Source organism: Streptomyces angustmyceticus, from assembly GCF_040701845.1.
In the GTDB taxonomy this organism is placed as follows: domain Bacteria; phylum Actinomycetota; class Actinomycetes; order Streptomycetales; family Streptomycetaceae; genus Streptomyces; species Streptomyces angustmyceticus_A.
The window spans coordinates 400,836-415,750 of sequence record NZ_JBFBHQ010000003.1 but is presented as its reverse complement, the minus strand read 5'-3'; the positions used below and the strand labels follow the sequence as shown (position 1 = coordinate 415,750).

Genomic DNA, 14,915 nt, shown 5'->3' with positions numbered 1-14,915 from the left:
GCGAGGCGGCGGCTCAGCTAGTGGGCATCGGCGATGTGCTGGGTGCCGATGCGCTTGCGGAACACCCAGTACGTCCACCCTTGGTAGAGCATCACCAGCGGTGTGGCGAAACCTGCGCACCACGTGATGATCTTCAGGGTGTAGGGGCTGGACGAGGCGCTGCCGACCGTGAGGCTCCAGCTCTCGTTCAGCGTCGACGGCATCACGTTCGGGAAGAGCGTCAGGAACAGCATCGCGACCGTGGCCACGACGGCGAGACCGGAGAACGCGAACGCCCAGCCCTCACGGCCGAGCCGGTTGGCCCCGAGCGCGGCGACCAGTGCGGCCACCACCACGATCACGGCGGTCAGGCTGATGGCATCGCCCTTGTCGGCCTGGGTCCAGCCGAGGAAGCCGACCGTCGGCACCAGCGTGAGCGCTCCGAGGACGGCCGCCAGCCTGCGCGCCCGCTCCCGGATGTCGCCCGTCGTCTTGAGCGAGGCGAACACCGCGCCGTGGAAGGTGAACAGCGTCAGCGTGACCAACCCGCCCAGGATCGCGTACGGGTTCAGCAGGTCGAGCACGCTGCCGACGTACTCCTTGTGCGCGTCGATCTTGACGCCGTGCACGATGTTGCCGAACACGACGCCCCACAGCACCGCGGGCAGCAGCGAGGTCCAGAAGATCGCGTTTTCCCAGTTCCGCTGCCAGCGCTCCTCGGTCCGCTTGTGGCGGTACTCGAAGGCGACCCCGCGCACGATCAGGCACACGAGGATCAGCAGCAGCGGCAGGTAGAAGCCGGAGAACAGGGTGGCGTACCAGTCGGGGAAGGCCGCGAAGGTCGCACCGGCCGCGCTGATCAGCCAGACCTCGTTGCCGTCCCAGACCGGGCCGATGGTATTGATCAGTACGCGCTTCTCCTGCCGGTCGCGGGCGAGGAGCTTGGTGTGGACGCCGATCCCGAAGTCGAACCCTTCGAGGAAGAAGTACCCGGTCCAGAGGACGGCGATAAGGACGAACCAGACGTCGTGGAGTTGCACAGTCGCCTCCTAGTACGAGAAGGCCATCGGCCGGTCGGCGTCCGTGCTGTCGCCGCCGATCTTGGTGGGCGGGTTGAGGTCGGAGTCGGTGAGCTCCTGCGGTCCGGCCTTGATGTACTTCACCAGCAGCTTGATCTCGACCACGGCGAGGATCGCGTAGAGCGCGGTGAAGACGATCATCGAGGTGAGGACCTCCCCCTGCGAGACGCCCGGGGACACCGCGTCCGAGGTGCGCAGCACGCCGTAGACGGCCCAGGGCTGGCGGCCCATCTCGGTGAAGATCCAGCCCCACGAGTTCGCGATCAGCGGGAAGCCGAGGGTGACGAAGGCCAGCGACCAGTACCACTTGCTCAGGCGGGCACCGAGCACCTTGTTCTTGGTGAGCGCGAGGTGCGGTGGCTCGTCGTCCCCCGTCCGCAGCCCCGGAGCCAGCCAGAACTTCTTACGGGTGAGCCAGAGCCCGGCGAGCCCGATGGCGAAGGACGACATGCCGAAGCCGATCATCCAGCGGAAGCCCCAGTAGGCGACCGGGATGTTGGGCCGGTAGTCCCCGGGCCCGAACCTCTGCTGCTCGGCCTTGTTGACGTCGTTGATGCCGGGGACCGGCGAGCGGAAGTCGTTGTGCGCGAGGAAGGACAGCAGGCCGGGTATCTCGATGGCGACCGTGTTGTGGCCCTTCTCGACATCGCCGTAGGCGAAGACCGAGAACGGCGCCGGCTCTTCCTTGTCCCACAGCGCTTCAGCTGCGGCCATCTTCATCGGCTGCTGCTTGAACATGACCTTGCCGAGCGAGTCACCGCTGACCGCGGTGAGGATGCCCGAGATGACCAGCGTGATCAGCCCGAGCCGCAGCGACGTCCGCATCACCTTGATGTGCTTCTTGCGCATCAGGTGGAAGGCGGCGATACCGACCATGAACGCGGCGCCGGTCAGGAAGGCCGCGGTCAGCGTGTGGAAGACGACGACCAGGGTGGTGTCCTGCGTCAGCACCTTCCAGAAGTCGGTCAGCTCGGCCCGGCCGTTCGCGGCGTTGTACTTGTAGCCGACCGGGTGCTGCATCCAGGAGTTCGCCGCGAGGATGAAGTACGCGGACAAGATCGTGCCGATCGAGACCATCCACATGCAGAAGCAGTGGATCTTCTTCGGCAGCTTGTCCCAGCCGAAGATCCACAGTCCGATGAAGGTGGACTCGAAGAAGAACGCGATCAGCGCCTCGAAGGCCAGCGGGGCGCCGAAGACGTCACCGACGAACCGCGAGTAGGCGGACCAGTTCATACCGAACTGGAACTCCTGGACGATGCCGGTGACGACACCCATCGCGATGTTGATCAGAAACAGCTTGCCCCAGAACTTGGTCGCCTTGAGGTACTTCTGCTTCGCCGTGCGTACCCATGCGGTCTCGAGTCCGGCCACCAGAGCGGCGAGGGAGATCGTCAGGGGGACGAACAGGAAGTGGTAGACGGTGGTGATGCCGAATTGCCATCGCGCCAGAGTCTCTGGCGCCATCGCCAGTTCCATGCCGTGCTCCTTACGTCGCCGTTGCACTGCGGCAATGCCCTGTATGCACCACATAAAGTGGTCCATACAGGGACGCGCTTGTGAACGCGTTCACATTCACAAGCAATTATCTCCTATGGGTCTCAGCCATTTCTGCCGGGGGGTACGTGACCGCGGTCACGCCCGATTCCAGGGGCCGGAACGCCCCCTACCTGCCACATCCCGGAGCCGGGCGCGACGGCCGGCGCGCCCGACTCCCGTCCGCGGGGGCGCAAATCAGCACCTCACGCACGAGGCCGTGGGTCGGGGGACCCACGGCCTCTGTACAACGTCGACGACGTCTTACAACGCCTTGCGGAACTCCTCCGCCGCCTGCAGGAACAGGTCCATCGCCGGGCTCTCGCCGATCGTGACCCGTACGCCCTCCCCGGCGAACGGCCGCACGACCACCCCGGCCCGCTCGCAGGCCGCCGCGAAGTCGGTCGTCCGGTCGCCCAGCCGCAGCCAGACGAAGTTCGCCTGCGTCTCCGGGACCGTCCAGCCCTGCCCCAGCAGGCCGTCCACCACCCGCGCCCGCTCGGTCACCAGGGCATCGACCCGCTCCAGCAGCGCCGCCTCGCTGCGCAGCGACGCCACCGCCGCCTCCTGCGCCAGCTGGCTCACTCCGAACGGCACCGCCGTCTTGCGCAGCGCCGCGGCCACCGGCTCATGGGCCACCGCGAAGCCGACCCGCAGCCCCGCCAGGCCGTACGCCTTGGAGAAGGTGCGCAGCACGCACACATTGGGCCGGTCCCGGTAGAGCTCGATGCCGTCCGGCACCTGGGGGTCGCGCACGAACTCGCAGTACGCCTCGTCCAGCACCACCAGCACATCGCTCGGCACCCGGTCCAGGAAGGACTCCAGCTCCGCGCGGCGCACGACGGTGCCGGTGGGGTTGTTGGGGTTGCAGACGAAGATCAACCGGGTCCGGTCGGTGACCGCGGCGAGCATCGCGTCCAGGTCGTGCACCTCACCGGAGGTCAGCGGCACCTGCACGGACGTGGCGCCGGAGACCTGGGTGACGATCGGGTACGCCTCGAACGACCGCCATGCGTAGATCACTTCATCGCCGGGGCCGGCAGTCGCCTGGACCAGCTGCTGGGCCACACCGACCGAGCCGGTGCCGGTCGCCAGATGCTCCAGGGGCACCGAGAACCGCTCGGACAGCTCCGCCATCAGGCCCGTGCACGCCATGTCCGGGTAGCGGTTGAAGGAGCCGGCCGCGGCCACCGCACGCTCCAGGACGCCCGGCAGCGGCGGATAGGGATTCTCGTTGGAGGACAGCTTGTACGTGACGGGGCCGCCGGCCGCCGCCGGCCGGCCCGGCTTGTAGGTGGGGATGCCGTCCAGCGCAGCACGCAGCTTCGGGGTCTTCTCGCTCACCGCAGGTCCTCCTCGACCGTCCTGCTCCTTCTCCAATACTGCACACCTTATGAGGATTGACCCGTTCGGCGGCAGCCCCCGCCCCTCCGACGGGCCCGACCCCATGCCGCCGGACCACTGCCCGGCAGCCCCGCGCAGAGCTCCCAGGGGGCGCCGTTCGATCCGGCGTGCGCCGGTGGCTTACGCCGTGGCGCGCGTCCCCCGTCAAGGTGACTTGAGGCCGCTTCGCGACCTGAACTGATCGACAGGCGAAGGCCCCACTTCTCCACCGGAATGATCATTCATCACGCCAACTCCCTTGCCTTTCCAGGCAATTGAGGGTCGCCCACCATGCAGAAACGTACCTCCTCACCACGGTCACCAAGACCCCGCGAATGGACCCAATGAGCCCTACTATCGGCTCGCCATGACAGCAGCAGGGAAGCACCAGGTGAGCCGGTCGACCGGCCGCCGGCTGGGGCGGGCGGGCATCCGGGACGTGGCCGCCGCAGCCGGAGTGTCGATCACGACTGTCTCCGACGCGCTCAACGGCAAGGGCCGGCTTCCGGATGCCACCCGTAGCCATGTCCGCGAGGTGGCCGACCGGCTGGGCTACCGCCCGTCCGCAGCCGCCCGCACCCTCCGTACCGGCAAGTCGGGGCTCCTCGGCCTGACCGTCACCACCTACGGGGACGAACCTTTCACCTTCACCGAATTCGCCTATTTCGCCGAGATGGCCAGAGCGGCCACCTCCGCGGCCCTGGCCCGCGGCTATGCGCTGGTCATCCTCCCCGCGACCTCCCGCCACGACGTGTGGTCCAACGTCGCCCTCGACGGCACCGTCGTCATCGACCCCGCGGACGGCGATCCCGTCGTCACCGAGCTCGTCCGGCACGGCATCCCCGTCGTCTCCGACGGCCGCCCCGGCGGCGCGCTGCCCGTCACCGGCTGGGTCGACAACGATCACGAGGCGGCCGTCCTCGGCCTGCTCGACCACCTCGCCGACGCCGGCGCCCGCCGCATCGGGCTGCTCACGGGCAACACCACCGATACCTACACCCGCCTGTCGACCACCGCCTACCTGCACTGGTGCGAGCGCGTCGGCCAGGACCCGGTGTACGAGTCCTACCCGGCACACGACCCGTGCGCCGGCGCCGTCGCCGCCGACCGGCTGCTGGCCCGCCCGGACCGCCCGGACGCCGTCTACGGACTCTTCGACCCCAACGGCACGGACCTGCTCGCCGCCGCCCGGCGCTACGGCCTGCGCGTGCCGGAGGACCTGCTGCTGGTCTGCTGCAGCGAGTCCACCCTCTACGCCGCCACCGAGCCGCCCGTCACCACGCTGTCCCTCAAGCCGCGCCGGATCGGTACCGCCGTGGTGCAGATCCTGATCGACGCCATCGAGGGGCTCGACAACGGCCGGCCCGTGGAACAGGTCATACCGACCGACCTGATCGTCCGGGCCTCGTCCCAGCGACGCCCCCCGAGAACGACCGTCAGCCCACCACGGGGACCCTCCGGCGACTGAGCGCACTCCCACATACGAGCGACGGTGTGATCACTTCTACGAGGAAAAAACAGGGCGATCCCGGGAGAAATCCGCCGTGAATGCCGGGCTTCGGCGGATTGACCACCCCCGGGTGCGTCACAACCCGCGATCGGCATTCCTATGATGGGCGCACGACACCGCGGACCGCCGTCGACCAGGCAAAGGTCCGAGAGGTGCACGGCGGCGCGACGGTGGAGGGGTCGATGACTCAGGGGGCCAGTCAGGGACCCATGGTGTGGACCATGGCGGGAGAAACTCCGGCGTCTGTTCCGCCGCCCGGAGTGCCTTCCGGCGCGTCCGCAGGGTCCCCCGTGCCGCCTGCCGGCCCGCCGCTCCACCTGCCCGCCGGCGCCCCGGCCGCACCTCCCGCCGCGCCCCCTGTGGTGCCGCCGGCCGAGCTGCCCGAGGAGTACACACCGACCGCGCGCGACCTCCCGGTCATCGAGCCCGGCCGCACGGACACCCTCATCGACCGCCCGGCCGTCGTCCCGGTGCCCGAACCCGCCCAGGACCCCGACGCGCCCGAGGGCATGGGCCCGCTGTACGTCGTCGGCGATGTGCACGGCTACTACGACGAGCTGCGCGAGGCGCTGGCCGCCGAGGGCCTGATCGACGCCGACGGCAACTGGGCGGCCGGCAACGCCCGGCTCTGGTTCCTCGGCGACTTCACCGACCGCGGCCCGGACGGCATCGGCGTCATCGACCTCGTCATGCAGCTCTCCGCCGAGGCCGCGGCCGCCGGCGGCTACTGCAAGGCCCTGATGGGCAATCACGAACTCCTGCTGCTGGGCGCCAAGAGGTTCGGCGACACCCCCGTGCAGTCCGGCGCCGGCACCGCCTCCTTCCAGGCCGCCTGGCTCCTCAACGGCGGCCAGAAGACCGACATGGACCGCCTGGAGGACCACCACCTCCAGTGGATGTCCCGCCTGGACGCCGTGATGGAGGAGGACGGGCATCTGCTCGTGCACTCCGACACCACCGCCTACCTCGAATACGGCGACTCCATCGAGGCCGTCAACGACACCGTCCACGACGTGCTCACCCGCAGCGAAGCGGACGAAGTCTGGGACCTGTTCCGCAAGTTCACCAAGCGGTTCGCCTTCCGCGACGAGTCCGGCTCACAGGCCGTGCGCGAACTCCTCGACGCCTACGGGGGCGACCGCGTCGTCCACGGCCACAGTCCGATCCCGTATCTGCTGGGCGAGGTCGGCGCCGAGGACGGCGAGAGCGAGGGCGTGGCGGTGGACGGTCCGCATGTCTACGCGGACGGTCTGGCCATCGCCATGGACGGCGGTATCACGATGGCCGGAAAGCTTTTGGTCGTTCAACTTCCGCTGGCGGGCTGAGCGTTATCGCGGCGGGCGCGCGCCGGGCCGGGGGCAAGCGGCCGGCGCGCCGCCGGAGGGACGCACGAGCGGGATCCGGTCGCGGCATTACTCAAATTCCGTAAACTCTCTGTCACCCCGCGCCGGAGTCGCTCTACCATCGGACTATCCGTAGCAGGCTCTCCTCCGTTTCCGCCCACTGCCCGGCCAACGCCGGCCGTACGGCCCTACGGAGCATCGGGGGATCCACATGAACAGCGCTCCGCACCTGCTGAACGAGGACCGCGCGGAATTCGCGCGGATCCTTGATGAGGCGTTGCGCACCGCCGAATACCGTCCGGACGACTTCACCACCGTCGCGGGAAACCATCTCAACACCGAGCAGTTGCGCACGATGGCGCTCAGCGCGACCACCGCCATTGCCGCCTGCGCCACGGCCGAATACCAACGCTATGTGCAGCTCCGCGCCGAGCTGCGCGCGCCCGGGCCCGTACCGCCCCGTGGCGCGGTGGACGACGAGGAGCTGAGCCCGGAGGCCGGCGAGGGTGCAGGACCGGCCAGTGAACTCGCTTTGGGCGAGGCCACATCCACCGGTGCCGGACTCACCGCCATGGTCGCCGTCCTCGCGCCCGTCCTCGCCGGCATCGCCGCGGTTCTCTTCCTCCTCATCGGCTATGTGCTGGGCGCCATCAGCCCCGACAAGTCGCTGGCGCAGCCGCTGATCAGCGTCGGCTGGATCTTCGCGGTACTGACCGCGGCGGGCGCCCTCGTCGCGATGGCCGGCCTGGTCATCACGGCGCTGCGCAACGGCTCGTCCGCCCAGGCCGCCAGAGCCGACGAACTGGGCGAGGCGCTCGACACCGCCCGTGAGGTGTGGCGCCGCGCCCTCCTGGAGCGCGGCGTGCTGCCCTTTCTCCGCGAGGCCCTCACCGACCCCGCGGCCACTCCCGACGACGACCCGTCCCGCTATGTCCCCCGCCGGACCCCGCCGCCGGAGAGCCGGATTCCCACCCTCGGCTACACCCGCCCCGAGTTCACCAGCCCCGACAGCGGCTCCTCGGGGTCCCGCCCGCGGTACTCCAGCCCGGACTTCACCAGCCCGGATTACGGGGGGTCCGACCACCAGGCGGATTAGTGCGTGGGGCCTGCCGCGGGACGGGCGGGACGGCGGGGGACAGCGGCCGGCTGCCGGGGCTGTCGGCTGGGTGCAGCGGCCGGCTGTCTGGCGGGGGTCGGCTGCGCAGCGGCTCGCTCGTCGCGCCGCGCAGCCTCCACCCCGCCTCCTGCGCACGGCTCCTCAGAGGTGCTGGCCCCGCCGGTCTGTGGCCGAGGCGAAGCCGAGCCAGGTGTGCCGGTTGCCCGCCCAGCACCAGCCGATCTTGGGCGCGTTGCGACGCTCGCGGCCGTCCCGCCCGGTGCCGTTGCTGATCCAGATCGCCGGAGTGCGCGCGTCCAGGGCGCCGTTGTCCTTGCGCAGCCGGGAGCCGATGGTCATGAAGCAGTGGTTGCGCTCCAGGGCGGCGGGCTGCTGCATCACCCAGTGGATGCCCTCGGTGAGCAGCAACGGGGTGCGGGCCTCTGCGGCGAGAGCGGGGAGGGCCTCGTCCGGGCTCCAGTTGGCCATCCGGTCGCCGCGGTCGAGGCCGGTGAGGAAGTAGAGCGGGGCGTCGGGCAGTTCGATGGTGTCGAGCGGGGAGAAGAGATCGGCATCGGTCATGTCGGTGACGACGAAGCCGGGCCTGCCGTCGCGGTGGAGCAGCGGCGCGAGGGCGGAGGCCGGGGCCCGGTCCGGATGCACAGCGAGCAGGGCGCTGTGGCCGGCGGGGGTGCCGGCTGCCGCGGCGAAGCTACGAACCTCAGCGGCGGGCAGCCCGGCGATCGTGTGCACCCCGAGCTCGATCAGTCGCTCGGCCTGCGCGGTGAGGGCCGGCAGCAAGGGGAGGGCGGTGGCAGTGGTGTTTTCGGGCACGAGGCTCCCAGGGACGGCGGCGTGATGGGCCCAGGGGCAACGAAAGGGCCCGCGGGAACATTCCCGCCGCCGGTCCTCCCCCACGCACGCAGCGGCGGCGGAGGCCCGTCCGGGCCTCCGCCGCCCCTCGTCCGTGCACGGCAGAGTCAGTCGGCCATCGGCAGATAGACACGGTTGCCCGCGGCCGCGAACTCCTTGGACTTCTCCAGCATCCCGGCCTCGATCTCCCCGGGGGTGGCTCCCTCGTCGCCGCCGAACTGCTCCGTGATGCTCCTACTGATCTTCATCGAGCAGAACTTCGGGCCGCACATGGAGCAGAAGTGGGCCGTCTTCGCCGGTTCGGCGGGCAGCGTCTCGTCGTGGAAGGCGCGGGCCGTGTCCGGGTCGAGGGCCAGGTTGAACTGGTCCTCCCAGCGGAACTCGAATCGGGCGTCGGAGAGCGCGTCGTCCCATTCCTGGGCACCCGGGTGGCCCTTGGCCAGGTCCGCCGCATGGGCCGCGATCTTGTACGTGATGACGCCGGTCTTGACGTCGTCGCGGTCGGGCAGGCCCAGATGCTCCTTGGGCGTGACGTAGCAGAGCATGGCGGTGCCCCACCACGCGATCATCGCCGCGCCGATACCGGAGGTGATGTGGTCGTAGGCGGGCGCGATGTCGGTGGTCAGCGGGCCGAGCGTATAGAACGGGGCCTCCTCGCAGATCTCCTGCTGGAGGTCGATGTTCTCCTTGATCTTGTGCATCGGGACGTGTCCCGGGCCCTCGATCATCGTCTGGACGCCGTGCCGCTTGGCGATGGTGTTCAGTTCGCCGAGCGTCCGCAGCTCGGCGAACTGCGCCTCGTCGTTGGCGTCCGCGATGGACCCGGGGCGCAGGCCGTCACCGAGCGAGTAGGTGACGTCGTACGAGGCGAGGATCTCGCAGAGCTCCTCGAAGTGCGTGTAGAGGAACGACTCCTTGTGGTGCGCCAGACACCAGGCGGCCATGATCGAGCCGCCGCGGGAGACGATGCCGGTCTTCCGGCGGGCCGTCAGCGGGACGTAACGGAGCAGCACACCGGCGTGCACCGTCATGTAGTCGACGCCCTGTTCGGCCTGCTCGATGACGGTGTCCTTGTAGATCTCCCAGGTCAGCTCCTCGGCCTTGCCGTCGACCTTCTCCAGTGCCTGGTAGAGGGGGACCGTGCCGATGGGGACGGGGGAGTTGCGCAGCACCCATTCGCGGGTGGTGTGGATGTTGCGGCCGGTGGAGAGGTCCATGACCGTGTCGGCACCCCAGCGGGTCGCCCAGGTCATCTTCTCCACCTCCTCCTCGATGGAGGAAGTGACCGCCGAATTACCGATGTTGGCGTTCACCTTCACCAGGAAGTTCTTGCCGATGATCATCGGCTCGATCTCCGGGTGGTTGATGTTGGACGGCAGCACCGCACGGCCGGCTGCGATCTCGTCGCGGACGAACTCGGGCGTCACGTTCTCGCGGACGGCGACGTACTCCATCTCCGCGGTGATCTCGCCACGCCGGGCGTAGGCGAGCTGGGTGACCGCGGCGCCCTCACGGCCGCGGCGGGGCTGGCGGGGGCGGCCCGGAAACACCGCGTCGAGGTTCTTGAGACCACCGCGCGGCGACGTGTGCTTGAGGCCGTCGTCCTCCGGCCGCATGGGACGGCCCGCGTACTCCTCTGTGTCGCCGCGGGCGATGATCCAGTTCTCCCGCAGCGGCGCCAGACCGCGGCGGACATCGGTATCGATATGCGGGTCGGTGTACGGCCCTGACGTGTCGTAGAGCGTCACGTCCTTGCCGTTGGTGAGGTGCACCCGCCGGACCGGGACCCGAAGGTCCGGGCGCGATCCGGAGACATAGCCCTTGTGCCAGCCGATCTGCGGCTCACTGCTGCCGCTGGCACCGTTTCCGTTTTCGGGCGTGCGTGCATCCTGCAGAGTCATGAGACCCCAACTCCCTACGCCGGCATTACCCGGTAACAGGTTCGGCGGTCGACGCAGCGGCTTCCGTCCATGGGCGTTTCACGTGAAACGCCGCTGGGACGAAGGTCAGCGCCCTCTCAGCCCGGTGCTCCGAGCTCCCGCGATTGCAAAGGTGGCACCACGGTAGCGGCCGATACGGCGGAGTGAACAGGGGGCCCCGAGCTTCTTGCGATGATCGGGCGGTGAGCCCTCACGAGCACCACCACCATTCCGCCACGCACTCCCATGCGCACGGCCATGGCCCGGCCGCGCCCGTCTCCCGGCATCTGCGCAAGGTCATCGCGGCAGTGCTGATCCCCTTCGCGGCCGCGGTGGCGGTCGGCCTGGTCGTGCTCTGGCCGGGCGGCGCACCACCCCACAAGCCGTCCGGCGTCGGCTTCGACCAGCCCACGGAGCGGGCCCGAGTCATCAAGGTGGCAGAGGTCAACTGCGCTGATGTTCACGCCGAGCAGCAACCCCAGCCGCCCTCCCCGACCGGACAGCCACCGGCCGGGGGAGCGGACAAGGGCAAGCCCTGTCAACAGACGACGATCAAAGTCACCACGGGAAAGAACGCCGGGCGCACCTTCCAGACGGTGGTGACGCCGGACGCCCTGCGCCACTACACCACCGGCCAGGACGTGGTGGTCTCGTACTCCCCCAAGGCTCCGAAGGAGCTGCAGTATGCGGTGAGCGATGTCGACCGGACGCTCCCGATGTGGATACTGGCCGCGATCTTCGCGTTCGCGGTAGTGATCGTCGGCCGGCTGCGGGGAGTGCTGGCGCTGGTGGCGCTGGCGGCCAGCTTTGTGGTCCTGACGCTGTTCATCCTCCCGGCGATCCTGCAGGGCTCCAATCCGCTGGTGGTGGCGGTGGTCGGAGGAAGCGCGATCATGCTGATCGCGCTGTACCTGTGCCATGGGCTGACGGCCCGCACCTCGGTGGCCGTCCTCGGCACCCTCGCCTCGCTGTTGCTGATCGGGTTGCTCGGATCGGCGTTCATCAACTGGGCGCTGCTGACCGGCAATACGGACGACACGACCGGGCTGGTGCACGGGCTCTACCCCGACATCGAGATCCGCGGACTGCTGCTCGCAGGGATCATCATCGGGTCGCTGGGTGTGCTCGACGATGTGACGGTGACCCAGACCGCGGCGGTGTGGGAACTCAAGGAGGCGAACCCGTCGGCCGGCTGGCGCAAGCTGTACGGCGCCGCGATGCGGATCGGCCGGGATCACATCGCGTCCGTCGTCAACACGCTGGTACTGGCCTACGCGGGCGCCGCGCTGCCGTTGCTTTTGCTGTTCTCGATCGCACAGAGCAGTGTCGGCACGGTCGCCACGAGCGAGGTGGTCGCGGAGGAGATCATCCGCACGCTGGTGGGCAGCATCGGACTGGTCGCCGCGGTGCCGCTGACGACGTTGCTGGCAGCCCTGGTCGTCTCGGCGGACCGGAAGGTCCCGGGCACACCGGCGAGCGACGGCGGGGCAGCTACCGGGGAGCTAGCCGGGGCGGGGCCCATGGCCGGGGTGGGCGCCGACATGCCGACCGGCACCGCGGAGAGCCGTCCGGGGCGTCGCGGGGGACGCGGCAGGCGCCGTAAGCGGTGACGTGGGGCACACCGGGCGTCTTCCGGCACGCCGGGCTGGTCGACCGCGAGAGCTGCCGGCGGACGGGGACGAGCGAGGTGGCGGGCCGGCGGCCCGGTCGGGGAGGGACACACGGGCAGAGATGCACGGGCAGGGCAGAGTGCACGGGTACGCGGGATGATCGGCGTACCCGTCATGGCGTCGGCCGGAGGGCCCGACCGGGGGGCAGGGTCAGCCGGCCGGCGCTTCCGTGAGGATCTGGTCGAGTACGGCCTCCAGGGTGTCGCAGACCTCTTCCTTGCCCAGCGGCACCAGCCGGTCCGTACGGTCCAGGAAGGCGACCAGCGGCGCCGCGCTCACCCGGAACAGCGCACGCTCGGAGCCGACTTGAAGGCTGATGAAGACGTCGCTGAGGTGCGCGGGGGAGGCCGGCTCGATACGCACGTCGCCCTCACCGGAGGGCCGGCTCAGCCCGTCCAGCAGCAGCTCCCGACCGAACGCCCAGGTGACGGGCGCGTCGCCGGGCAGATCGAAGGTGAGGCGGACGGCGTACGGATCGGCGCTGGCGAAGTCCAGCTCCACCGGAATCCGGAACGCGAGCTCTTCCGAGACGACGAAGCTCATGATCACTTCGGCCTGAACTGTGTCGGTCATCAACCACTGCCCCGCACTTGATCGGAGATGGCCGGGAAACATCCCCGTAGCCCTATTGGCGCCATCGTCTGCCACGCACCAGCAGATCACAAGGAGTGAGTTTTCAGATACTGACAGAGAAAGCGAGTGTCGTTAGTGTCGCCTCCGCCATTCTTCGTAGCCGGTCTGTAACGGACCGCAATCGGCGCAGTTCGTCCACCCGCAGGGAAACCACCGACACCGCGGCGCCCGCCTCCACTTGGACGGGGGAAGTCGTACACGCCGTGCCCAGGGCATATTTCCGACGCTCGAAAGGCCGGCGATTGCCACGCACCGTATCCAAACAGTGCAGCAATTCGTCCTCAGATCGCATGGAAAAGGGCGATATCAACGGGATCAACGGGTGGGTGTGGCGCGCGAGTCGATCTCCGCTCGGGGCGTCGTCGAACTGGCCGCGCAGACGTTGGCCGACCGCGCGGCCGGGGCACGGTGGCACGGAAGCAAGCCTGCTCCTCCGCCGGCGGCCGCCACCGGCCCGTCGGCAGACACTGCCGCCTCGACTTCACCCTCCCGGTAGACGGCGAAGTAGACGGCTGCGCGGACTCCCTCGTCACACCCCGGCGGCTCGGCGCCCCCGGGGCCGTCGGCGGCGTTCGCACTTCAGGCCGGACGCCACCCCGCACGCGAGGCGGTTTCGCCGTTCACGATTGCCAACACCGAACCCCCGGGTCCGCTCTCACAGCGGGGCGCGGGGGCCGGCCGGCGGAAGGCCCTGGCCTACCAGTCGCTCTTCGACGAGGACGACGACGAGCCGCTGGACCTGCGGACGAGGTAGATGACTCCGGCGATCAGGGCTGCCGCTATGAGGACCTTGAACAGCACGCTGATCAGGAAGCCGAGCGCAGTGGTGATCAGTCCGCCGAAGACCACGATCAGGACGACGGGCACCACGACCCAGGTGACCCACCACGGAAGTCCTGCCAATATCCCCTTACCAGCCACTGCTCTGCCCTGCTTTCTGTCTGTTTACGCTGTCGCTGTCCGTACCGCGCTGTCCGTCTGCTGCGCTGTTGTCGCGGTGGTGGCGCCGTCCGCGTGCGGCGCATCTGCCGCCTCACGCCTCTGGTTCCCCCTGCACCCACGATGCTAGGACGCGGACCGCGGCCGTGGGGGCTTCGCAGCCCCGGCCCTTCCCTGACCCTTCCCCTACGGGTTCCGGGGCTGGACCCTTAGCTCTCAGGAGGAGAGAAGACCACCATCACCCGGAGGTCCTCGCTGATGTGATGGAACTTATGGGGCACCCCGGCCGGCACGTAGACCACGCTGCCCCGCGCCACCGACTGCGTCTCCGTCCCGACAGTGATCGCCGCCCGGCCGCTGACGACGAGGTAGACCTCGTCCTGGGCGTGCGGCTGCTGCGGATCGCTGCTGCCGGCATCCAGCGCGTACAGCCCGACCGACATGTTGCGTTCCCGGAGGAACTGCAGATACGCACCGTCGTTCGCGGCCCGTTCCGCTTCCAGCTCGTCCAGTCTGAAAGCCTTCATGCCGATCGCACCCCTCTGATGATTCAGACTCGTCTGCGACGATCTCACCATGAAGCATTTTCTGGTCAAGACGATCGCCAACGCCGCGGCGCTTGCCGTGGCCATCTGGCTGCTCAAGGACATCACGCTCACCGGTGAGAACACCGGCCGCAAAATACTGACCCTGATCCTCGTCGCGTTGATCTTCGGGCTGGTCAATTTCCTGGTCAAGCCCGTGGTGAAGCTGCTCTCCTTCCCCCTGTTCATCCTCACGCTCGGCCTGATCACACTGGTCGTGAACGCGCTGATGCTGCTGCTGACCTCCTGGCTCGCCGGGAAGGCCGATCTCGCCTTCCATGTGGACGGCTTCTGGACGGCACTGCTCGGCGGCGTGATCATCTCCATCGTCGCCTGGGCGATGCACATGATCCTTCCCGACGAGGACTGAC

At 69.0% G+C, this 14,915-nt stretch carries 13 protein-coding genes; 5 read left to right on the top strand and 8 right to left on the bottom strand.

All coding sequences use genetic code 11. The features are described from left to right. Positions 1 to 17: 17 nt before the first annotated feature. The 3 genes from cydB to hisC all read right to left on the bottom strand — a co-directional run bounded on the left by cydB (position 18) and on the right by hisC (position 3,938). Positions 18 to 1,019, bottom strand: a complete 1,002-nt coding sequence (cydB, locus tag AB0411_RS09235; protein ID WP_366416633.1) for a cytochrome d ubiquinol oxidase subunit II — start codon at positions 1,017 to 1,019, stop codon at positions 18 to 20. Positions 1,020 to 1,028: 9 nt separating this feature from the next. Next, positions 1,029 to 2,537, bottom strand: coding sequence for a cytochrome ubiquinol oxidase subunit I (locus tag AB0411_RS09230; RefSeq protein WP_366416632.1), 1,509 nt, complete (start codon positions 2,535 to 2,537; stop codon positions 1,029 to 1,031). Between the two features lie 321 nt (positions 2,538 to 2,858). Beyond that, entirely contained in the window at positions 2,859 to 3,938 is a 1,080-nt protein-coding gene (gene hisC / locus AB0411_RS09225) for a histidinol-phosphate transaminase (protein WP_366416631.1), read from the bottom strand. A gap of 406 nt (positions 3,939 to 4,344) precedes the next feature. Here hisC and AB0411_RS09220 point away from each other — a divergent pair, with 406 nt between their 5' ends. The 3 genes from AB0411_RS09220 to AB0411_RS09210 all read left to right on the top strand — a co-directional run bounded on the left by AB0411_RS09220 (position 4,345) and on the right by AB0411_RS09210 (position 7,926). After that, on the top strand, positions 4,345 to 5,445 hold the full coding sequence (locus AB0411_RS09220) for a LacI family DNA-binding transcriptional regulator (protein WP_366416630.1): 1,101 nt from the start codon (positions 4,345 to 4,347) through the stop codon (positions 5,443 to 5,445). A gap of 251 nt (positions 5,446 to 5,696) precedes the next feature. Further along, positions 5,697 to 6,812, top strand: coding sequence for a metallophosphoesterase (locus AB0411_RS09215; protein ID WP_437041614.1), 1,116 nt, complete (start codon positions 5,697 to 5,699; stop codon positions 6,810 to 6,812). A 229-nt stretch (positions 6,813 to 7,041) separates the two neighbouring features. Continuing rightward, on the top strand, positions 7,042 to 7,926 hold the full coding sequence (locus AB0411_RS09210) for a hypothetical protein (RefSeq protein ID WP_366416628.1): 885 nt from the start codon (positions 7,042 to 7,044) through the stop codon (positions 7,924 to 7,926). 162 nt (positions 7,927 to 8,088) lie between these two features. On the opposite strand, the gene AB0411_RS09205 is transcribed toward AB0411_RS09210, so the two are convergent. After that, positions 8,089 to 8,760 carry a DUF5701 family protein gene (locus AB0411_RS09205; protein WP_366416627.1) on the bottom strand — a complete coding sequence of 224 codons (672 nt, stop codon included), beginning with the start codon at positions 8,758 to 8,760 and terminating at the stop codon, positions 8,089 to 8,091. 146 nt (positions 8,761 to 8,906) lie between these two features. After that, positions 8,907 to 10,700 (bottom strand): phosphomethylpyrimidine synthase ThiC, encoded by a 1,794-nt coding sequence (gene thiC / locus AB0411_RS09200; protein ID WP_366416626.1) that lies wholly within the window; start codon positions 10,698 to 10,700, stop codon positions 8,907 to 8,909. 221 nt (positions 10,701 to 10,921) lie between these two features. Between thiC and AB0411_RS09195 the strand changes: the two genes are divergently transcribed. Continuing rightward, positions 10,922 to 12,328, top strand: coding sequence for a YibE/F family protein (locus AB0411_RS09195; RefSeq protein WP_366416625.1), 1,407 nt, complete (start codon positions 10,922 to 10,924; stop codon positions 12,326 to 12,328). A gap of 210 nt (positions 12,329 to 12,538) precedes the next feature. Here AB0411_RS09195 and AB0411_RS09190 read toward each other — a convergent pair whose 3' ends face one another. The 3 genes from AB0411_RS09190 to AB0411_RS09180 form a co-directional block, all read right to left on the bottom strand. Further along, positions 12,539 to 12,961, bottom strand: a complete 423-nt coding sequence (locus AB0411_RS09190; RefSeq protein ID WP_366416624.1) for an SsgA family sporulation/cell division regulator — start codon at positions 12,959 to 12,961, stop codon at positions 12,539 to 12,541. Between the two features lie 756 nt (positions 12,962 to 13,717). After that, positions 13,718 to 13,942 carry a DUF5326 family protein gene (locus AB0411_RS09185; RefSeq protein ID WP_366416623.1) on the bottom strand — a complete coding sequence of 75 codons (225 nt, stop codon included), beginning with the start codon at positions 13,940 to 13,942 and terminating at the stop codon, positions 13,718 to 13,720. A gap of 227 nt (positions 13,943 to 14,169) precedes the next feature. Next, a complete protein-coding gene (locus tag AB0411_RS09180; RefSeq protein WP_366416622.1) occupies positions 14,170 to 14,487 on the bottom strand; it encodes a cupin domain-containing protein in 318 nt (105 codons plus the stop codon). A 49-nt stretch (positions 14,488 to 14,536) separates the two neighbouring features. On the opposite strand from AB0411_RS09180, the gene AB0411_RS09175 reads away from it, so the two are divergent. Further along, positions 14,537 to 14,914 (top strand): phage holin family protein, encoded by a 378-nt coding sequence (locus AB0411_RS09175; RefSeq protein ID WP_366416621.1) that lies wholly within the window; start codon positions 14,537 to 14,539, stop codon positions 14,912 to 14,914. The last annotated feature ends 1 nt before the right edge of the window (position 14,915 follow it).

What these genes read in the sequence shown, in the direction of transcription:
- AB0411_RS09230 (WP_366416632.1), bottom strand. Translation starts at nt 2,537, where the DNA reads ATGGAACTGGCGATGGCGCCAGAGACTCTGGCGCGATGGCAATTCGGC.
- AB0411_RS09220 (WP_366416630.1), top strand. Translation starts at nt 4,345, where the DNA reads ATGACAGCAGCAGGGAAGCACCAGGTGAGCCGGTCGACCGGCCGCCGG.
- AB0411_RS09215 (WP_437041614.1), top strand. Translation starts at nt 5,697, where the DNA reads ATGGTGTGGACCATGGCGGGAGAAACTCCGGCGTCTGTTCCGCCGCCC.
- AB0411_RS09210 (WP_366416628.1), top strand. Translation starts at nt 7,042, where the DNA reads ATGAACAGCGCTCCGCACCTGCTGAACGAGGACCGCGCGGAATTCGCG.
- thiC (WP_366416626.1), bottom strand. Translation starts at nt 10,700, where the DNA reads ATGACTCTGCAGGATGCACGCACGCCCGAAAACGGAAACGGTGCCAGC.
- AB0411_RS09190 (WP_366416624.1), bottom strand. Translation starts at nt 12,961, where the DNA reads ATGACCGACACAGTTCAGGCCGAAGTGATCATGAGCTTCGTCGTCTCG.
- AB0411_RS09180 (WP_366416622.1), bottom strand. Translation starts at nt 14,487, where the DNA reads ATGAAGGCTTTCAGACTGGACGAGCTGGAAGCGGAACGGGCCGCGAAC.
- AB0411_RS09175 (WP_366416621.1), top strand. Translation starts at nt 14,537, where the DNA reads ATGAAGCATTTTCTGGTCAAGACGATCGCCAACGCCGCGGCGCTTGCC.